The following is an 18,724-nucleotide window of genomic DNA, read 5'->3' as shown; positions in this document are numbered from 1 at the left end:
CAGTCACACCCGCCGCGAGCCTCACGGCGAGCACGAATTCTACCGGGCCGCTTTTGTGGAGATCCTACAAAACGGTGCTGCCCGGCTCGGGATTGAGCAGGCGGCCCAAGGTCAGTGCGACACGGAGTGTGAATCCGTCGCGGGGATGCTGCGGGTTGTACCCCGTGAGGTCCGCCACACGCTTGAGCCGGTACCGGACGGTGTTGGCGTGGATGAACATCGCCCGGGCGGTCGCCTCGATCGAGCCGCCGGAGTCCAGGTACGCCGAGACGGTGTCGAGCAGCACGCCGTCGCCCACGGTCAGCGGGCCGTACACGTCGGTCGCGAGCTGCCGACGGGCGTGGCCGTCTCCGGAGAGTGACCGTTCGGGGAGCAGTTCGTCGGCCTGCACGGGTCGTGGCGCACCCGGCCAGGCGGCGACGGCGCGCAGCCCGGCGACGGCGGCGCGGGCCGAGGTCACGGCCGACATCAGGTCCTTCACGACCGGTCCGACGACGATCGGACCGGGTCCGAACCAGCGCGCGAGTTTTTGTACGATCTCCACAGGTTTGCTCGTACCGCCGAGTACCAGGACCAGACGGTCGCCCTGGACCGCACACAGTGCGTCAGCACCGGCCTCGCGCGCCGCGTGCCGGACCATGTCCGCCACGTTCGAGCTGCCGTGACCGGACTGCGGTGCGTCGGCGGCCGGTGCGCGTCCGACCACCACGGCGACCTCGGCTCCGCCCGTCGTCACAGAGTCCGTCGTACCGACGGCTCCGGCCCAGCCGAGGGCGGAGGCGCGGGAACGGACCGATTCGTCGGCCTCGCCGCGGATCACCGAGTCGACGAGCAGCGCCTCCAGCCGGGCGTCCCAGGCGCCGCGCATCTCGGCGGCCTGCGCGTAGACGGTGGCGGCGGCGAACGCGACCTCGCGGGCGTAGCGCTGCATGGCCTCGTGGACGATCGGTACGTCGTCCGGCGGCAGCAGCGTGCCGATGGTGTTCTCGATGGTCTCGATCGTGGTCCGCACCAGGTCCACGGTCTGGTGCAACGAGATCACCCGGGTGAACTCGCGCGGCGCCGATCCGAAGATCCGGGTCGGCATCGACGAGTGCGCCTCGGGGTCGCGGAACCACTCGACGAACGCCGAGATGCCGGACTGCGCGACCAGCCCGATCCAGGACCGGTCCTGGGCGGACAGCGTCCCGAACCACGGCAACTTCGCGTCCATCGCCGCCATCGCGGCCGTGGCCAGCGCACCGGTCGCCCCCTGCAACCGCTCAGCCCGCGCCAGATGCGCCTTAGTCGCCACGCCCAGACCATAACGCTCGCTGCCATGATGGACGCATGACGGACAAGGCGGGTGTCGAGGACGCGGTGGCGGCGCTGCGGGCGATCGGGTACTACCTCGAGCGTGACCGGCAGCCGACGCACCGGGTGAAGGCGTACCGGCGGGCGGCCGACACGATCGCGGCGCTGCCGGCCGCGGAGGTGCGGGCCCGGCGCCGCGCCGGCACGTTGACCGAGCTGCCCGGGATCGGCCCGAAGACCGAGGCCGTGATCGTCGAGGCGATGGACGGCGCGACCCCGTCGTACCTGGTCAAGCTGGAGGAGGCGGCGGGCGAGCTGACCACGGCGGGCAAGCAGCTGCGGGCCGCTCTGAAGGCCGATCTGCATCTGCACTCGGAGTGGTCGGACGGCGGCAGCCCGATCGAGGAGATGGCCCGTACGGCGCACCGCCTCGGCCACTCGTACATCGCTCTCACCGACCACTCGCCGCGCCTGACGGTCGCCAACGGCCTGTCCCGCGAGCGCCGGTTGCAGCAGCTCGAGGTCGTTGCCGAACTCAACAAGAAGCTGCAGGACGAGCTCGACGGGTTCACGATCCTGAACGGTATCGAGGTCGACATCCTCGACGACGGCTCACTGGACTGCGACTCGGAGATCCTGGCCCGGCTCGACATCGTCGTGGCGAGCGTGCACTCGAAGTTGCGGATGGCCGCCGAGCCGATGACCGAGCGGATGGTGCGCGCGATCGCCAACCCGCACGTGGACGTGCTCGGTCACTGCACCGGCCGGCTGATCACCGGCGGCCGCGGGACCCGGCCGGAGTCGGAGTTCGACGCCGAGGTGGTGTTCGAGGCCTGCCGCCAGTTCGGTACGGCGGTCGAGATCAACTCCCGCCCCGAGCGCCTGGACCCGCCGAAACGCCTGCTCTCGCTGGCGGTCGAGATGGACTGCATGTTCTCCGTCGACACCGACGCGCACGCGCCGGGCCAGCTCGACTGGCAGGTGTACGGCTGCGAACGCGCCGAGGACTGCGGCGTAGCGCCCGAGCGCGTCATCAACACCTGGGACCAGAAGCAACTCGTGGAATGGACGGCATCATGAGTGATCTCGAGAGCGACCCGGCCGAGCTGGTCGGCAGCGGGGACTGTGAAGGACCGGCGTTGGAGATGCTCGAGGCCCGCGAGGTCGTGCTGGGGCGGTCCACCACGGTCCGGCGGCTGTTGCCGAACAAGAACCGGCGGATGGTCGGCGCCTGGTGCTTCGTGGATCACTACGGCCCGGACGACCTGACGCAGGAGCGCGTCGATTCGTACGACGTACCGGGGGAGCGCGGCATGCAGGTCCCGCCGCACCCGCACACCAGCCTGCAGACGGTGAGCTGGCTGTTCGAGGGCGAGATCGAGCACCGCGACAGCGTCGGATCGCACGCGTTCGTGCGTCCTGGGGAGCTCAACATCATGACCGCCGGCAACGGGATCGCGCACTCGGAGGTCTCCACCCCGGACGCGCCGCCGATGCTGCACGGCGCCCAACTGTGGGTCGCGCTCCCCGACAGCGTCCGTACGACGACCCCGCCCGCCTTCGACGCCTACGCCGACCTGCCGCGGCTCGAGCTCGACGGCGCGCACGCGACGGTGATGATCGGGACCGTCGCCGGGGTCACCTCTCCCGCACCGGCGTACACCCCGCTGGTCGGCGCCGACGTCACGATCGAGGCAGGCCGCACGCTCGCGCTCCCGCTCACACCGTCCCACGAGTACGCCGTCCTGGTCGTCGACGGCGCGCTCTCGGTCGGGGACCTGACGCCCGGGTTCGGTGAGATGACCTACCTGGGCTCCGGCCGGGACGCGATCGAGCTCGTGGCCTCGGACGACGGTGTGCGGTTCCTGCTGCTCGGCGGCGAGCCGTTCGAGGAGGAGCTGGTGATGTGGTGGAACTTCATCGGCCGTTCGCACGAGGAGATCGTGGCGGCCCGGGACGCCTGGCAGGCGGCGATCGATGCTGCGGGCAACGACAGGTTCGGGATGGTGCCGGGGTACGACGGCGATCCGCTGCCGGCGCCGCCGCTGCCCGCCACCACGCTCAAACCGCGACCGCGATCGCGCTGACCCGGCGCCGGTAGTACGCCCAGGTGACCACCAGCAGCGCCGGACCCCACAGGTTCAGCGGCAGGTAGCAGGCGATCATCAGCACCTTCCACTCCGTGCTCGAGAACGGGATGAAGTGGTCGGTGAACGCGTCCCGGAACCCGTAGGTCCAGATCGCGATCAGCCCCAGCGACCCCAGAACGGCGGGCACGATCGCGGCGTACGGATGCACCCGGCGGCCGCCGATGAACGGGATCCAGCGCGGTGCGACCTCGCCCCACCGGCTGACCAGGCCGACGGCGGTCAGGGCGACGAGCTCGGAGACGATCGACAGGCAGACGACGTACAGCTTCTCGCCGAACCCGATCAGGTACGCCGGGCGGCCGGCGTCGTCGAGCAGGCCCATCGAGGAGCCGAAGACCAGCCCGAGCCGCCACAGTCCGGACGGCAGGGCCAGGAACGGGATCGCATGGGCGAGAAGGTAGGCCCAGCGCGGGACGGGACGCTCAGTTGTGCTCACGTTCCGAGCATCCGTCCGGCGGCCCCGCCCGCACCTCACCCGCGCGAGGGAACGACCTCCCCCAGCAGAGCGGTTCGAGGGGCGGTTCGAGGGGCGCGGGAGCGGTTCAGAGCAGGTCGTGGTCGCGGGCGTAGGCCACGGCCGCGGTCCGGGACGGTACGTCGAGTTTGGCGAAGATGTTGGTGAGGTGCCGGGCGACGGTCTTGTCGCTCAGCACCAGCCGGTGGGCGATCTCGGTGTTGCTGTTGCCGGACGCAACCAGCCGCAGGACCTCCAGCTCGCGTGCGGTCAGACCGCCGGCGAGTTCGGTGTGCAGCAGCCGCTCGGCCTCCTGCCGCGCGGGCGCCACGCCGAGCTCGGCGAAGCTGTGGCAGGCGGCGGTCAGCTCGGCGGTCGCCGAGTCCTCGTCCCCGAGCAGCCGGAACGACCGGCCGACCAGCACCTTCGCCCGCGCCACCTCGTACGGGGCCTGCAGTTCGTTCCACAGCCGGCCCGCCACCCTTGCCTGCTGCAACGAACGGTCCGGGTCGCGGGCATCCAGGGCGACCAGCGCCAGACAGTACGCCGCCGACGCCCGCAGCCCCGTACACCCGAAGCTGGTGGCGATCGTCGACAACTCTTCCGCCGCCGCCGAGGCCTCGTCGGCGGCCGCAGCTGCGAGCAGCACCTCGACCGCGCCCGCGAGCAGCCGCGACCGATGCACCGGATCGCCGGTCTCCGCGAGCAGGCGTCGTACGGCGGCCACCGCGGCCGGGACCCGGCCGCGGGCGAGGAGGAGCAACGCACGCCCCGGCTGCGGCTCGTGCCCGAACCCGGCCGCCGCTTCGTACGCCGCCTGCGCCGCGTCCCACTCGCCGCGGATCCGCAGTACGTCGCCCCGTTCGGTCAATGCGAGACCGGCCGCGAGCTGGGACCCCGCGGCCGCGTACCGGCGGCAGGCGTCGTCGAACTCCGCCAGCGCCTCCGGGTATGCCGCGTGCAGCCGCAGGATCTGGCCGCGGTGGACGGCGCACTGGCCGGTGAACGGCACCAGGTCGGGCTGACTGTCGCACCAGCGCGTCAGCGCCGTCGTCCAGGCGGACGCGCGGGCGAAGTCCAGGACCTCCTGACAGGCCTCGATCATCGCGCAGTACACGTTGCCCGCGAAGATCGGCGAGAGCTCACCGGCCGCGACGTAGACCATCGCCTCGTCCAGCAGAGCGAGCCCTTCGGGCACCCGGCCGGCGTACATCAGCAAGCGGCCCTTGCAGACCAGGCCCTGCGCGAGCAGGTCGGGATCGGAGTGACGGTCGGCGATGCCGACCATGTCCTCACTGACGGCCATCGCCCCCGGGAAGTCACCGGTGTCCAGGCAGCGGAAGAAGTCGTGGACGCGGAGGTAGCCGCGCTCCAGTACGTCGTCGGGCTGGTCCGCGAGCAGGCGCTGGGCGCGTGCGGCCCAGCCGCTGCCGACCGCCGCCTCGCCGCGGACGTTGAGCACGAGGCCCAGCCAGAAGGCGAACCGGACCGCGCCGAGCACCTCGCCGGCGTCGATGCGCAGCCGGTAGCCGCGCTGCAGTGCGCGGATGCAGCCGTCCGTGTCGCCGAGCAGGAACGCGGCCGTGGCCAGCGTCATCAGTTCCTCGGCGGCGAGCGCCACGCCCGGCTCACCGTCCACGCTGGTGAGCCGGGCGTACGCGGCTGCCCAGTCGCGCCGCTCGAACGCCGACCGGGCTCGCTGCAGATCGTCGACAATCCCCATCACATGCCCCCACCCGCGAGCATGCGCCTGCCGGTCACGCGGCGGCAAGACTCCGGTCCGCCCGGGACCGCGCCGCGATGCGTTCGGCGACGTATGCCGCATCCCGCCCGACGCCGGGCAGCACCATCGAACTGAAGGCGTACTGGAAGCACAGGCCGCAGAAGAACAGGCCCGGAGCCTCCGCGACCACGCCCCGGAACTCCTTCGGCCAGCCGTCGGGCCCGATCACCGGGCCCTTGATCCAGTCGAAGACCTGCTGGAAGCCGGTCGCCCAGACAACGTTCGCGACGTCCAGCGCCCGCCCGTCGGCCAGCAACGGCCGGCCGTCCTGGACCCCGACCACCCGGTCGAGCACCCGCTCGACCCCGCGCTCCCGCAGGTCCGCCCGCCGGACCCGGATCATCGGGCCGCCGTGGTGCCGCAGGTCCTCCATCGCCGCCTTCGCGATCGGCGACCGTCGAGTGATGACGTGGCGCCAGAGGAAGAGCAGGACCGGCCAGACAAGTTTCTCGCCGGGCCGCCCCGGTGTGAACGGAACCTGTCCCGGGTCACGTCCGCACAGCACCGTCGGATGCGTCTGCGAGACCTCGTAGGCGATGTCCGTACCCGAGTGCGACCCGCCGACCACCAGCACCGGTCCGTCCTTGAGCTGACCCGGCCGCTGGTACTCCGACGAGTGCAGTTGCCGGATCGCCGGATCCAGGTCGACCGCGTAGTCCGGGAGGTACGGCGTACGCCCGAAGGTGCCCGTGGCGACGACGACGTTGTCCGCGGTGAGCTGCTCGCGCCCGACGGTGACGATCCACTGGTCGCCGATCCGCTCGAGCCTGTCCGCCCGCGTGCTGGGGCGGATCGGCAGCTCGAAGTGAGCGGCGTACGACGCGAGGTAGTCGGCGACCTCGTCCTTGCCCGGGTAATGCCACGGATCGCCGGGGAACGGGAGCCCCGGCAGGCCGTCGTACTTGGCGGGGGAGTACAGCCGCAGGCTGTCCCAGTGCGACCGCCACTGGTCGCCGGCCCGGGCGTTGCCGTCGAGGATCGTGAACGACTCGCCGAGCCGCTGCAGGTGGTAGCCGGTGGCGAGTCCGGCCTGGCCGGCGCCGATGATGATGGTGCTCATGCTGGTCTCCGTTCCACACCGCGCCGAAGCGGGTGGAATCGCAACCACCACAGCAGCATCAGCGCGGACGTCACGACGTAGAAGCCGTGCAGGATCCAGATCGGTCCTGGCGGCAGGTGCACCACGTAGATGCAGTGGACGGCGTTGCCGACGTTGGCGAGAACCAGGTTGGCCGGGCTGTACGACGCCAGGTCGCGGGTCCGGATCGCCTTGACCACCATCGGCAGGGCGCTCGACGCGACGAGGATGGTGGACATCGTCCCCGCGAGAAGAGCAACGCTTACGCCAGTCATGTCACTGACGCTAGGTTTCCCGGCCCGTCCGGCGCGTCGGACGGAATGCGCAACCCGCGGGCGGCGCGACTACGAGGTTTGTCGTACGTCGGTGTGCCGCCGGATCCACGGGGACAGCGCGTAGACGGCGAAGGAGACCACGATCGTGACGACCGCGAGCCCGCCGAAGTACGCCGTGTCCGACGCGCCCTCGGTCGCCTGCACGAGCTGGGCGGTGATCGCCTGGCCCGCGGCCGGCGCGAGGAACCACAGCGCCATCATCTGGCTGAGGAACGCCCGCGGCGCGAGAACGGTCGTCGCTGCCAGGCCGACCGGGGACAGGAACAGCTCGCCGAGCGTCTGGATCACGTAGACGCCGACCAGCCACAGCGGCGACGCGAGGTTGTCACCGGCAACCGACGACGCGAGCGCCATGACCGCGAACGAGATACCGGCCAGCAGCAGTCCGGTGGCGAACTTCTGCCCGATCGACGGTCCGCGGTCGCCGAGCCGGATCCAGATCACCGCGAACACCGGGGCCAGCACGATGATCGAGAACGGGTTCACCGACTGGAAGAACTCCGGCGAGATCTCCGCGCCGAACAGCTCCAGCTGGGTCCGGTTCGCGGCGAACGACGTCAGCGTGGTCGCGGCCTGCTCGAACAGCATGAAGAACAGCATCGCCGCGACGAACAGCGGGATGTACGCGCGGACCCGCTGCTTCTCCACCGGCGTCACCAGCGGGCTCCGCAGCAGCATCACGAAGTACGCGATCGGCGCCAGGAAGCACAGGTACGAGATCGCGTCCACGACCGGTTTCGGGCCGAGGCCGCCGGACCGCCAGGCCGACCAGGCGAACACGACCGCGAGCAGCGCGAGGACCGCCAGCGAGATCTTCAGCATCGCCGGCCGGTCCGCGGCGGTCAGCGGGTTCGGCGGGGTGTCGCCGCGGCCGTGCAGCGTCCGCCGGCCGAGCAGGTACGCGATCAGCGCCAGGGTCATCCCGACCGCGGCCGCCGCGAACGCGACGTGGAACCCGAACTCACGGCGCAGGAACCCGACCACGAACGGCGCCGTGAACGAGCCGATGTTGATGCCCATGTAGAAGATCGAGAACGCCGAGTCGCGCCGGGTGTCGCCCTGTTCGTACAGCGTGCCGACCATCGCCGACACGTTCGGCTTCAGCAGACCGGTGCCCAGGGCAACCAGCGCGATCCCGAGGTACGCCGTCCCGTTCGACGGCAGGGCCAGCGCCAGGTGACCCGCGACGATGACGGTTCCGCCGTACAGGACGGTGCGGCGGGCGCCGAAGACACGGTCCGCGAACCAGCCGCCGAGCACCGAGAGCAGGTAGACCGAGGCGCCGTAGATCGACACCACGGCCTGGCCGAGCGACTCTCCGAGACCGAGGCCGTGCGCCTTGTCGGTCAGGTAGAGCAGCAGGATCGCGCGCATCCCGTAGTAGCTGAACCGCTCCCACAGTTCGGTGGTGAACAGCGTCATCAACCCGCGCGGGTGACCGAAGAAGGTCTTCTCCTCGCCGGCTTGTTGCGTTACGGACACGATCGACTACTCCCCGTCAGAACGGCATGGCCGTCTCCGACCGTACCAACCGGTAGCCGCCGCTAGTCACCGAGGGTGATCCAGTACCGCCGGGTCCGCCCGAGCCAGGTGTCGCGCACGTCCTCGAGGACGCCGCCGTTGCGCTCGATCGTCCGCGCCGACGCGACGTTGTCGTCGTCGCAGGTCACCAGCACCCGGTCCATCCCGCGCGCCCGCGCCCGGTCGAGCACCGCGCCGAGCGCCCAGGTGGCCACCCCGCGACCGCGGGCCGACGGGCGTACGCCGTACCCGATGTGCCCACCGCCCTCGAGCAGCTTGTCGTTCAGGGCGTGCCGGAGCGTGATCGCGCCGAGGTAGGTGCCGCCCTCGACGATCCACCAGTACGACGCCGGCACCCGCTCGGCCGTGACCGGGATGCTGTCGTCGCTCTGCTCGCGCAACCGTTGCGTCCAGGCGGCGAACCCCTCGACCGTGCTCAGGTCGTCGGCCTCCCACAACCCGGCGCCGTCCTGGTGGGCGTCACCCCACTCCTTCGCCGACTCCGTCCAGGAGTCACGCAGTTCGACGGTCGGTTCGATCAACTCAAGCATGAGTCGGAGCCTAGAACGGCGACGGGCCGCTCACCCCGGTGGGATGAGCGGCCCGTGTCAGGCGACGCGGCGTCAGGCGCCGGCGCCCTCCTGCTTCACGCCGGCGACCGCGGTCGGGTCGTCGATCCGGTACTTGCGCGCCGCCTCGGCGGCGACCTCCGGCTTCACGTCGCCGCGCTTGGCGAGGATCTCCAGCGTGGCGACCACGATCGACTCGGCGTCCACCTGGAAGTGGCGCCGGGCCGCGGCCCGGGTGTCGGCCAGACCCCAGCCGTCGGTACCGAGCGAGGTGTAGTCGTTCGGCACCCAGCGGGAGATCTGGTCCTGCACCGCGCGCATGAAGTCGCTGACGGCAACGACCGGACCCTTGGTGTCCTTCAGCTGCTCGGTCACGAACGGCACCTGCTCCGGCTCCTGCGGGTGCAGCAGGTTGTGCTGCTCGGCGGCGACGGCGTCGCGGCGCAGTTCGTTCCACGAGGTGACGGACCAGATGTCCGCCGCCACGGAGTAGTCGTCGGCGAGGATCTGCTGGGCCTTCCGCACCCACGGCAGCGAGACACCGGACCCGAGCAGCTGCACCCGCGGGACGTCCTCGCCGTCGGCGACCTGACCCTCGCTGAAGCGGTACATGCCCTTGAGCAGTGCCGCGACGTCGAGGTTCTCCGGCTCGGCCGGCTGCGCGACCGGCTCGTTGTAGACGGTGAGGTAGTAGAACACGTCCTCGCCGTGCGGCTTGTCCTTGTCGAGCCCGTAGCCGTACATCCGGCGCAGGCCGTCCCTGACGATGTACGGGATCTCGTACGCGAACGCCGGGTCGTAGTGCACCGCGGCCGGGTTGGTCGAGGCGAGCAGCGGCGAGTGACCGTCCGCGTGCTGCAGTCCCTCACCGGTCAGCGTCGTCCGGCCGGCGGTGGCGCCCACCAGGAAGCCGCGGCCGAGCTGGTCGCCGAACGCCCACATCCAGTCGCCGGTGCGCTGGAACCCGAACATCGAGTAGAAGATGTAGAACGGGATCATCGGCTCGCCATGCGTCGCGTACGCCGTACCGGCCGCGAGCACCGAGCCCATCGCGCCGGCCTCGCTGATGCCCTCGTGCAGCAGCTGGCCCGCCGTGGACTCCTTCCACGACAGCAGCAGGTTGCGGTCGACGGCCTCGTAGTTCTGCCCGTGCGGCGAGTAGATCTTCGCGGTCGGGAACATCGAGTCCATACCGAACGTGCGGTACTCGTCCGGGGCGATCGGGACGATCCGGTGGCCGATCTCCGGGTCCTTCATCAGGTCCCGGAACAGCCGGACCAGCGCCATCGTGGTGGCGACCGGCGCGTTCGAGCCCTTGGCCAGCGGCTTGTACACCGCGTCGCCCGGCAGCGTCAGCGTCTTCGGCGTGACCCGGCGCGACGGCAGCGAACCGCCGAGCTGCTTGCGGCGCTCCATCATGTACTGGTACTCCGGCGAGTCGGTGCCGGGGTGGAAGTACGGCGGGTTGTACGCGTCCTCGAGGTCCTTGTCCTCGATCGGCAGGTACAGCCGGTCGCGGAACGCCTTCAGGTCGTCCGAGGTCAGCTTCTTCATCTGGTGGGTCGCGTTGCGGCCCTCCAGCGCCTCGATCGTCCAGCCCTTGATGGTCTGGGCGAGGATCACGGTCGGCTGGCCGACGTGCTCGGTCGCGCTCTTGAACGCGGCGTACACCTTGCGGTAGTCGTGACCGCCGCGCGGCAGCTTGCGCAGGTCCTCGTCGGACAGCCCGCTGACCATCTGGCGCAGCCGCTGGTCGCCGCCGAAGAAGTTCTCCCGGATGTACTCACCGGACTCGACCGAGTAGGTCTGGAACTGGCCGTCGGGCGTGGTGTTCATCTTGTTCACCAGCGCGCCGTCGTGGTCCTGGGCGAGCAGGTTGTCCCACTCGCGGCCCCAGATCACCTTGACCACGTTCCAGCCGGCGCCGCGGAAGAACGCCTCCAGCTCCTGGATGACCTTGCCGTTGCCGCGGACCGGGCCGTCCAGCTGCTGCAGGTTGCAGTTGATCACGAAGGTGAGGTTGTCGAGCTCCTCGCGCGCGGCCAGGCCGATCGCGCCGAGCGACTCCGGCTCACCCATCTCGCCGTCACCGAGGAACGCCCAGACGTGCTGCTGGCTGGTGTCCTTGATGCCGCGGTTGTGCAGGTAGCGGTTGAACCGCGCCTGGTAGATCGAGTTCAGCGCGGCCAGTCCCATCGAGACGGTCGGGAACTCCCAGAAGTCCGGCATCAGCCGCGGGTGCGGGTACGACGACAGGCCCTGGTGCGGGCCGCGGGAGACCTCCTGGCGGAAGCCGTCCAGCTGGTCCGCGCTCAGCCGGCCCTCGAGGAAGGCGCGCGCGTACATACCAGGGGAGGCGTGCCCCTGGATGAAGATCTGGTCGCCGCCGCCCGGGTGGTCCTTACCGCGGAAGAAGTGGTTGAAACCCACCTCGTAGAGGCTCGCGGCGGACTGGTAGGTGGCGATGTGCCCGCCGACCTCCAGGCCCTTGCGGTTGGCCTTGCTCACCATCACCGCGGCGTTCCACCGGATGAAGGCCCGGATCCGGCGCTCGATGTGCTCGTCGCCGGGGAACCACGGCTCGCGCTCGGGCGGGATCGAGTTGATGTAGTCGGTGCTCCGCAGCGCGGGCACCCCGACCTGTCGCTCCCGGGCCCGCTCGATCAGCTTGAGCATCAGGTAGCGCGCTCGCGCCTTGCCCCGTTCGTCCAGGACGGCGTCGAGCGATTCGACCCATTCACGCGTCTCGTCGGGGTCGATGTCGGGGAGCTGGGTGGGCATCCCCTCGGTGATGATGGCTGGTGGTTCGTGTCCGGAAGCCACGGTGTCCTGCCGTTCTCTCTGGTTGCTCTTCACCGCAATCCTGTCACCTGTCCGGATTGCGTTCTACTTCGCCTTCCGATCCGGCCCGATTCCGGCGGGCCGGGCCGGATCTGAGCGGACACGCGTCGTACCCGGCACGCGGATACCGGACACGTCACGGAACCCTGGTGCATACTTGCGCGACGCGGTACGTCACGATGGACTATCGCTGAGCTTTACCGCTAGTAGTAGAGCTACTGACACCTACCCCCGGGCAGCGGGGACCACGGAGGAGGACACGTGAGCGCGACCGCGGATCACGCGGACGGCAAGAGCGGAGTGCCGAACATGGCGTCCCGGTTCGGCCTGGAGGCCGGCTGGGTCGTACAGGAGATCGGGTACGACGACGACTGCGACGACGACCTGCGTGATGCGATCCGGGAGGTCACCGGAGAAGAGTTCGTCGGTGACGACACCGACGAGGTCGTGGACGCAGTCCTGCTCTGGTTCCGTGAGGACGACGGCGACCTGGTCGACGCGTTCTTCGACATCCTGACCGACCTGAAGGCCGGCGGAGTGGTCTGGTTGCTGACCCCGAAGGTGGGGCGCGACGGCTACGTCGAGACCAGTGACATCGCCGAAGCCGCGCCGGTGGCAGGCCTGGCCACCACGAGCACCCTGAGCGCGACCGACGACTGGTCGGCCACGAAGCTGGTGGTACCGAAGTCCGGCCGCCGCGGGTGACCGTCCCGGCTGTCGGCAGCCGGGCCCCCGACTTCAGCACACGGAACCAGTACGGCGAACCGGTCCGGCTGAGCGACTACGCCGGCCGTCGGGACGTCGTACTGGTTTTCTATCCGTATGCGTTCAGCCAGGTCTGCACGGGTGAACTGGCCGCGCTCCGGGACCGGCCGGAGCTGCTGGCCGCGGCCGAGTTCCTGGCGATCTCCTGCGACCCGATGTTCACCCTCCGTGCGTACGCCGAGGCCCAAAACCTGCCCTTCGGCCTGCTCACCGATTTCTGGCCCCACGGCGCCATCGCCTCGTCGTACGGCGTCTTCGACCCCGACCGCGGCAACGCCCGACGCGGCACCTTCGTCGTGGACCGCGAAGGCCTGATCCGCTGGTCCGTCGTCAACCCACTCCCGGAGCCCCGCAACCTCGACGACTACGCCGAGGCACTGGCAAAGCTCGGAGCAGATCTCGGGTAGACTCCTCCGGTCGTTTGATCCGGGCGAATAGCTCAGCGGTAGAGCGCTTCCCTTACAAGGAAGATGTCGGGGGTTCGATCCCCTCTTCGCCCACCCATTTACCCCAGCTCCGGTTTACTCCACCTCCGGCCAGGGACGGGGATTTCGAAGTGTACGGCGGGGCTGTGGTGGGGGTCGGTGCGGCCGTCGTGGATTTCGTGGGCGACCGAGCGCCAGAAGGGCTCGGCGCCTTCGATCGCGGCGTTGGTGTGCAGGTAGATCACGTCGTACCCGTCGGTGGCGGCCACGAACTCGCAGCACAGGCGGACGAGGGCCCGGGCCAGGCCATGGCGGCGGTGTTCGGGGCGGACGTAGACGCGGAAGATCTGCGCGGTCGTCCCGGACGGGTAGCGTGCGGCGATCCACGGCGCGTGCGGCGGGCTCTTCGGGCCGTCGGCGCGGACGGCGGCGGTGCCGACGACCTCGTCGTCGAGTACGGCGACGAACAACTGCTGCCGCGGCGTGTCGAAGTATGCGCGGCCCGGATCGATCACGTCGGCGTGCCAGCGCGGGACGTACCCGTGGCCGAACTCTCGGTAGAACGTGTCGAGCATGACCGACCGTGCCCCGTCGATGTCGTCCCGACGGGCCGGCCGTACGGCGTAGCGGCCGAGCTGCGGCTCATCCGGTGCGGTCAAAGGGCTCCTCCTCGATCAGGCCGGAGGCGGTCACCAGCGCACGGGTGACCGCGTGTCCCGGATTGGCCAGGACCTCCGTCGTACGGCCCTGCTCGACGATGCGGCCGTCGTCCACGACCACCACGCGATGGGTGATCCCGGCGACGACAGCGAGGTCATGCGTGATCACGATCAGTGCGCAGTCGGTGCTGTCCTGGAGTTCCCGCAGTACGTCGAGCAACTCCGCCTGCGTCACCGTGTCCAGCCCGGACGTGATCTCGTCGCAGATCAGCAGGTCCGGCTCGGCGACCACGGCCCGGACGAGCGCGGAACGCTGCAGCTCGCCACCGGACAGCGACCGCGGCAGCCGGGTCGCGACGTCCTCGCGGATCCCGAGCTGCTCGAGCCGGTCGAGCGCCTCGCGGCGCGCGTCGGCGCGCGACAGTCCGCGCAACCGTTCGGCCGTCCGCGCGACCTGATCCAGCACCGGGACGAACTCGTTGAACGACGCCCGCGTGTCCTGGTGGACGTACTGGATCCTGGCGAGTTGCTCCCGCGTACGGCGTCGCAGCAGCGGCGAGAGCACCGTCGAGCCGAGCCGGATCTCGCCCCTGCGATGCGGATGCAGACCGGCGAGGCAGCGGGCGAGCGTGGTCTTCCCGCTACCGGATCGCCCGACCACGGCGAGCTGGTCACCGGCCTCGATCGTCAACGACACGTCGTGCAAGGTGTCCACGCGCCGATGGCCTGCGACCAGATCGCGCACGGACACGACCGGTACGCCGGACGCCGGCGGTGCGGGGGAGGGGACGATTCGCTGCGCGTCGACCAGGCGTCGCGTGTACTCGTGACGCGGTACGGCGAGGACCTCACCAGCGGGGCCGGATTCGACGACCTTGCCCCGGCTCATCACCAGGACGTGGTCGGCGAGCAGCCGGACGAGTTCGAGGTCGTGGGTGAGGAGGAGTACGGCGATGCCCTGGCCGGCGACCGCACGCAGCTCCTCGGCCAGTCGTCGCCGGATCTGCGCGTCCTGCCCGGTCGTCGGCTCGTCCGCGATCAGGACCTGTGGGCGGCCGATGAGTTCGTGAGCCAGTACGACACGCTGCTGCTGCCCGCCCGACAGTTGGTGCGGGTACCGCCGGAGGAACTTCTCCCCGTCCGGGACCTGGGCCTGCCGCAGCGCGTGCAACATCCGGTCCCGGACCAGGTCGCGGTCCACGTACAGTCGCCCGAGCTCCCGCAGTACCGGACCGATTCGCCGTACCGGATTGAGTGCAGCGGACGGATGTTGCGGGACGTAGCCGACCACGCCGCGCGCCGGCGGGTGCCCGGAGTCGACGATCGCCGCGGCGACCTCGACCTCACCGCTGACCTCGGCGGTCGCGGGCGATTCGCCCAGCAACGCGAGAGCGGTCGTGGTCTTGCCGCTGCCGGACTCGCCGACCAGCGCCGTGATACTGCCGGCCGTGAGCGTGAAGGAGACGTCCGAGACGATCTCGCGACCGTCCACGGTGACAGTGAGGTTGCGGACCTCGGCGACGGTCATCGCGCCCCCTCCCGTCGGAGCAGGCGGTCGAAGGTCAGGTTCACGCCGATCGCCAGCATCACGATCAGCACGGCCGGTACGACGACCGCCCACGGCTGCACGAACAGGCCGGTCCGGTTCCGGTCGACCATCGCCGCCCAGTCGCTCGCCTGCGGAGAGATGCCGACGCCGAGGAAGCTCGCGGACGCGACGAGGTAGGTGGCGCCGGTGAAGCGTGTGCCGAGGTCGGCGGCGAGCGTACGGCGCATCGAACGGGCGACGTACCCGAGACCGATGCGGATCCGGCTCTCGCCCTGCAGCCGCATCGCCTCGACCGCGGGCCGGGCGGACAACGACAACGCGGAACTGCGGCTGATCCGGACCACGTCGGGAACGTTGATCAAGGCCACGACCGCGATAAGCACCCAGCGCTGCTGCGGTGCGATCGAGACCAGCAACAGCAGCATCAGCATCGACGGGACCGCGAGCAGCAGGTCGAGCGGTCGCATCAGCACCTCGTCGAGCGCGCGATTGCGCGTCATGCCCGCGACCAGTCCCAGCGGTACGGCGACCAGATAGGTGCAGGCGGTGGCCGCGACGGCGACGAGGATCAGCGAACTACCGCCGAGCAGTACCTCGTTCCAGACGTCGCGCCCGACGAAATCGGTGCCGAACGGATGCCCGCCGCCCACAGTGAACGGCACGTCCTTCGCGGTGTCGCCCGATGCCGCGAGCGGTCCTATCAGGGCCAGGAGCAACGGTACGGCGACCAGCACGCCCGGCAGGAGGTAGCCGCGTAGCCGGCCGATCATCGTCCCGCCTCGGCAGCGGGAGCGAGGATGCGGGCCGCGACGTCGGCGGTCAGGTTCACGAGCACGGTGGTCGCGGCGAGGACCACCGCGAGGCCCTGGATCACCGGCAGGTCGCGAGCCGCGACCGCGTCGGCGAGTGCGGTTCCCAGACCGGGTACGACGAAGATCGCCTCGATCACGATCACGCCGCCGACCAGCCAGTCGACCGTGCGGGCCAGTTGCTGCACCGACGGCGCGACCGCGTTCGGCAGGGCATGTGCGAGCCGGACGCGCACCGGTGACAGCCCGGCCCGCCGTACGTGCCGGACGTACTCGGACCGCTGGGCGTCGACCATGCCGGCCCGGATCAACCGGCTGAGTGAGCAGATCGGCCGCAACAGCAGGACGAACACGGGCAGCACCAGTACGGCGGGGTTGCTGGTGAGCGACGTACCGACTGCCGTGGGTGGGAACCACGCGAGCTTCACCGCGAACACGGTGACCAGGAGAATCGCCATCGCGAACTCCGGCGCCGAGTAGAGCCCGAGCGTACTGCTGGTGATGATCCGGTCCAGCCGTCCACCTTCGCGATGCGCGGCCAGGACGCCGAGGCCGACCGACAACGGGACGAGCAGCGCGAGGGTCAGACCTGCCAGCAGCACGGTCGGCGCGGCCGCGGTGGCGATGAGGTCGGTGACCGAACGCGGTCCGACCAAGGACTGCCCGAAGTCGCCGTGCAGTGCGTTGGCCAGCCACTCGACCAGCCGGTGCCACGCGGACTCGTTGAGCCCGAGTTTCTCCCGCAGCGCCGCGATGACCGCCGGGTCCGGGTTGTCCCCGGCAATCGTCACCGCGGCGTCACCCGGAAGCGCCTCGGTCAGGAAGAACATCCCGGCCATCACCAGCACCACCTGGACAACACCGAGCAGCACCCGCTGGACGACGTACCGCGTCACGCCAGCCAGACCTTGTCGAAACGTGCCCAGTTCAAGGTGTTCGCAGGTGCCTTCTCGTCGACGCCGCGGACGTTCTGCGCGGAGGCGACGATCCAGTCCGAGACGCCCCACCACAGGAAGCCGCCCTCGTCGAAGAGCTGCTGCTGCATGCGCCGGTACAGGTCCGCGCGCTTCTGCTCGTCGGTGGTCGACTGCGCGTCGTGGTACAACTTGTCGAAGTCCGGGCGCCGCCACTGGGTGTTGTTGGTGGTCGACGACGTCAGCAGCCGCTGCGAGATGTGCGACTCCAGCGGCATCGCGCCGGAGCGGTAGCTGGCCAGTACGCCGGACTTCGCGATGTCGGCCCAGTAGCTGTCCTTGTTGCCCAGCTTGACGTTCAGCGTCAGCCCGATCGCCTTCGCCTGGTCACTGATCGCCAGCGCGGCCTCCTTGAGCCCGGTGGAGGCGTCCGAAGTGTCGAAGTCGATCGTCGCGCCCTCCGCGCCGGCCTTCTTCAGCAACGCCTTCGCGCGGTCCAGGTCCTGACCGCGCTGGGCCAGGTCGCCGGCGTAGTACTTGTAGTTCTTGCCGTAGAGGTCGTTGCCGGGCTGGCCCGAACCGTGCAGCACCGACCGGATCAGCTCCTCCCTGTCGACCAGGTGGAACAGCGCCTGCCGCAGCTCGGGCCGGTTGAACGGCGGCCGGTCGACCTTCATCGCGAGGCCGTGAAAGTTGCTCAGCGGCAGCCGGTGGATCTGGACGCTCTGCTCGTGCGTACGGGCGCTCGTCGGGGTGAGGTCGTGGGCGTACTCGACCTGCTTGCCGAGCAGCGCGTTCACCCGCGCGGCCTCGTCGTTGCTGATCAGGAGCTGCAGCTCGTCCAGGTACGGCGCCCCGTCCCAGTACTCGTCGTTCCGCACGACCACGAAGCTGCGGCCGGGCTCGAACGAGCGGAACGTGAACGGCCCGCTGCCCACCGGCTTCGTGAGATCGGGCGTGCCGCCGGGGACGATGTACGCGCCGAGCGTCGCGAGCGCGTTCGGGAATTCGCCGTACGGGCGCTTGAGCCGGAACTCGATCACCCGGTCGCCGACCGCGCGGCTGGCGGGCAGGTCGATGACCGACAGCGCGGACTTCGCCCGGCGGGCCGATCCCGGCTCAACGATGCGCGCGAAGCTGGCCAGCACGTCCACCGGCCGCACCGGCCGGCCGTCGTGGAAGGTCGCCTGGCGCAGCGTGATCCGCCAGGTGCGCAGGTCCGCGCTCGGCTCCCAGCTCTCCGCGAGCCGCGGCTGCGGAGACATGTCGGAGCCGTACTCCGCGAGCTTGTCGAAGAGCGCCTTCGTACGGGCGATCTCGACGTACAGATTGGTCTGGTGCGGATCGAGCACCTCGGCCGCGCCGCCGCCGGAGAACGCGGCCCGGAGCCGGCCGCCCGAGCGCGGCTGCCCACCGGTGGACGCGGCGCCGCTGTCACCGGCACAGCCGGGGAGGACCAGGCCCGCCGCGGCGGCGGTGCCGAGACCGAGAAAGCCGCGGCGGCTGAACGCGGACGGACTGAGGGGTGACGGCATGGCGGGTGACCTCGTTCCCGGGTGGCGGCGCAGGACAGACAATC

Annotated in this window: 17 protein-coding genes and 1 tRNA gene; 5 read left to right on the top strand and 13 right to left on the bottom strand. The window is 70.2% G+C overall.

Translation table 11 applies throughout. The features are described from left to right. Positions 1 to 64 precede the first annotated feature (64 nt). Entirely contained in the window at positions 65 to 1,300 is a 1,236-nt protein-coding gene (locus tag BJY22_RS32515; protein ID WP_420371438.1) for a PucR family transcriptional regulator, read from the bottom strand. 29 nt (positions 1,301 to 1,329) lie between these two features. On the opposite strand from BJY22_RS32515, the gene BJY22_RS32510 reads away from it, so the two are divergent. After that, positions 1,330 to 2,373: a PHP domain-containing protein gene (locus tag BJY22_RS32510; protein WP_167214540.1), complete on the top strand. Its 1,044-nt coding sequence runs from the start codon at positions 1,330 to 1,332 to the stop codon at positions 2,371 to 2,373. After that, positions 2,370 to 3,380: a pirin family protein gene (locus BJY22_RS32505; protein WP_167214539.1), complete on the top strand. Its 1,011-nt coding sequence runs from the start codon at positions 2,370 to 2,372 to the stop codon at positions 3,378 to 3,380. The genes BJY22_RS32510 and BJY22_RS32505 overlap by 4 nt, the downstream gene beginning before the upstream one ends. Here BJY22_RS32505 and BJY22_RS32500 read toward each other — a convergent pair. The 7 genes from BJY22_RS32500 to aceE all read right to left on the bottom strand — a co-directional run bounded on the left by BJY22_RS32500 (position 3,355) and on the right by aceE (position 11,964). Continuing rightward, positions 3,355 to 3,879: a hypothetical protein gene (locus tag BJY22_RS32500; RefSeq protein WP_202891358.1), complete on the bottom strand. Its 525-nt coding sequence runs from the start codon at positions 3,877 to 3,879 to the stop codon at positions 3,355 to 3,357. The genes BJY22_RS32505 and BJY22_RS32500 overlap by 26 nt on opposite strands. A gap of 106 nt (positions 3,880 to 3,985) precedes the next feature. Beyond that, complete coding sequence (locus BJY22_RS32495) at positions 3,986 to 5,620, bottom strand: helix-turn-helix transcriptional regulator (RefSeq protein ID WP_167214533.1); 1,635 nt, start codon at positions 5,618 to 5,620, stop codon at positions 3,986 to 3,988. Between the two features lie 34 nt (positions 5,621 to 5,654). After that, positions 5,655 to 6,740: a flavin-containing monooxygenase gene (locus BJY22_RS32490; protein WP_167214531.1), complete on the bottom strand. Its 1,086-nt coding sequence runs from the start codon at positions 6,738 to 6,740 to the stop codon at positions 5,655 to 5,657. Then, positions 6,737 to 7,033, bottom strand: coding sequence for a hypothetical protein (locus BJY22_RS32485; protein WP_167214528.1), 297 nt, complete (start codon positions 7,031 to 7,033; stop codon positions 6,737 to 6,739). The genes BJY22_RS32490 and BJY22_RS32485 overlap by 4 nt, the downstream gene beginning before the upstream one ends. A gap of 69 nt (positions 7,034 to 7,102) precedes the next feature. After that, a complete protein-coding gene (locus BJY22_RS32480; protein WP_337759691.1) occupies positions 7,103 to 8,575 on the bottom strand; it encodes a peptide MFS transporter in 1,473 nt (490 codons plus the stop codon). A 62-nt stretch (positions 8,576 to 8,637) separates the two neighbouring features. After that, on the bottom strand, positions 8,638 to 9,165 hold the full coding sequence (locus BJY22_RS32475) for a GNAT family N-acetyltransferase (protein ID WP_167214525.1): 528 nt from the start codon (positions 9,163 to 9,165) through the stop codon (positions 8,638 to 8,640). Between the two features lie 72 nt (positions 9,166 to 9,237). Continuing rightward, on the bottom strand, positions 9,238 to 11,964 hold the full coding sequence (gene aceE, locus BJY22_RS32470; RefSeq protein ID WP_202892471.1) for a pyruvate dehydrogenase (acetyl-transferring), homodimeric type: 2,727 nt from the start codon (positions 11,962 to 11,964) through the stop codon (positions 9,238 to 9,240). A gap of 321 nt (positions 11,965 to 12,285) precedes the next feature. On the opposite strand from aceE, the gene BJY22_RS32465 reads away from it, so the two are divergent. The 3 genes from BJY22_RS32465 to BJY22_RS32455 all read left to right on the top strand — a co-directional run bounded on the left by BJY22_RS32465 (position 12,286) and on the right by BJY22_RS32455 (position 13,289). Then, entirely contained in the window at positions 12,286 to 12,729 is a 444-nt protein-coding gene (locus BJY22_RS32465) for a DUF3052 family protein (RefSeq protein ID WP_167214522.1), read from the top strand. Further along, the gene (locus BJY22_RS32460) at positions 12,726 to 13,196 is read left to right on the top strand and encodes a redoxin domain-containing protein (protein WP_167214519.1); all 471 of its coding nucleotides are present in this window, start codon (positions 12,726 to 12,728) and stop codon (positions 13,194 to 13,196) included. The genes BJY22_RS32465 and BJY22_RS32460 overlap by 4 nt, the downstream gene beginning before the upstream one ends. 21 nt (positions 13,197 to 13,217) lie before the next feature. After that, positions 13,218 to 13,289: transfer RNA gene (locus tag BJY22_RS32455), tRNA-Val, on the top strand. Positions 13,290 to 13,294: 5 nt separating this feature from the next. On the opposite strand, the gene BJY22_RS32450 is transcribed toward BJY22_RS32455, so the two are convergent. Genes BJY22_RS32450 through BJY22_RS32430 form a run of 5 tightly spaced genes read right to left on the bottom strand, consistent with a single transcriptional unit; the run spans position 13,295 to position 18,680 of the window. Next, positions 13,295 to 13,873: a GNAT family N-acetyltransferase gene (locus BJY22_RS32450; protein WP_202891357.1), complete on the bottom strand. Its 579-nt coding sequence runs from the start codon at positions 13,871 to 13,873 to the stop codon at positions 13,295 to 13,297. Continuing rightward, on the bottom strand, positions 13,857 to 15,401 hold the full coding sequence (locus tag BJY22_RS32445) for an ABC transporter ATP-binding protein (RefSeq protein WP_167214516.1): 1,545 nt from the start codon (positions 15,399 to 15,401) through the stop codon (positions 13,857 to 13,859). Before BJY22_RS32445 ends, BJY22_RS32450 begins: the two co-directional genes overlap by 17 nt. Further along, a complete protein-coding gene (locus BJY22_RS32440; RefSeq protein ID WP_167214513.1) occupies positions 15,398 to 16,192 on the bottom strand; it encodes an ABC transporter permease in 795 nt (264 codons plus the stop codon). The genes BJY22_RS32445 and BJY22_RS32440 overlap by 4 nt, the downstream gene beginning before the upstream one ends. Next, positions 16,189 to 17,127 (bottom strand): ABC transporter permease, encoded by a 939-nt coding sequence (locus BJY22_RS32435; RefSeq protein ID WP_337759687.1) that lies wholly within the window; start codon positions 17,125 to 17,127, stop codon positions 16,189 to 16,191. The genes BJY22_RS32440 and BJY22_RS32435 overlap by 4 nt, the downstream gene beginning before the upstream one ends. Beyond that, positions 17,124 to 18,680, bottom strand: coding sequence for an ABC transporter substrate-binding protein (locus BJY22_RS32430; RefSeq protein ID WP_167214510.1), 1,557 nt, complete (start codon positions 18,678 to 18,680; stop codon positions 17,124 to 17,126). The genes BJY22_RS32435 and BJY22_RS32430 overlap by 4 nt, the downstream gene beginning before the upstream one ends. Positions 18,681 to 18,724: the final 44 nt, after the last annotated feature.

Origin of the sequence: Kribbella shirazensis (assembly GCF_011761605.1) — a bacterium.
Classification (GTDB): domain Bacteria; phylum Actinomycetota; class Actinomycetes; order Propionibacteriales; family Kribbellaceae; genus Kribbella; species Kribbella shirazensis.
Note: the sequence above shows the minus strand (reverse complement) of the source record. Positions and strands in the feature narration are given on the sequence as shown.

What these genes read in the sequence shown, in the direction of transcription:
- BJY22_RS32510 (WP_167214540.1), top strand. Translation starts at nt 1,330, where the DNA reads ATGACGGACAAGGCGGGTGTCGAGGACGCGGTGGCGGCGCTGCGGGCG.
- BJY22_RS32505 (WP_167214539.1), top strand. Translation starts at nt 2,370, where the DNA reads ATGAGTGATCTCGAGAGCGACCCGGCCGAGCTGGTCGGCAGCGGGGAC.
- BJY22_RS32495 (WP_167214533.1), bottom strand. Translation starts at nt 5,620, where the DNA reads ATGGGGATTGTCGACGATCTGCAGCGAGCCCGGTCGGCGTTCGAGCGG.
- BJY22_RS32490 (WP_167214531.1), bottom strand. Translation starts at nt 6,740, where the DNA reads ATGAGCACCATCATCATCGGCGCCGGCCAGGCCGGACTCGCCACCGGC.
- BJY22_RS32485 (WP_167214528.1), bottom strand. Translation starts at nt 7,033, where the DNA reads ATGACTGGCGTAAGCGTTGCTCTTCTCGCGGGGACGATGTCCACCATC.
- BJY22_RS32475 (WP_167214525.1), bottom strand. Translation starts at nt 9,165, where the DNA reads ATGCTTGAGTTGATCGAACCGACCGTCGAACTGCGTGACTCCTGGACG.
- aceE (WP_202892471.1), bottom strand. Translation starts at nt 11,964, where the DNA reads ATGCCCACCCAGCTCCCCGACATCGACCCCGACGAGACGCGTGAATGG.
- BJY22_RS32445 (WP_167214516.1), bottom strand. Translation starts at nt 15,401, where the DNA reads ATGACCGTCGCCGAGGTCCGCAACCTCACTGTCACCGTGGACGGTCGC.
- BJY22_RS32440 (WP_167214513.1), bottom strand. Translation starts at nt 16,192, where the DNA reads ATGATCGGCCGGCTACGCGGCTACCTCCTGCCGGGCGTGCTGGTCGCC.
- BJY22_RS32430 (WP_167214510.1), bottom strand. Translation starts at nt 18,680, where the DNA reads ATGCCGTCACCCCTCAGTCCGTCCGCGTTCAGCCGCCGCGGCTTTCTC.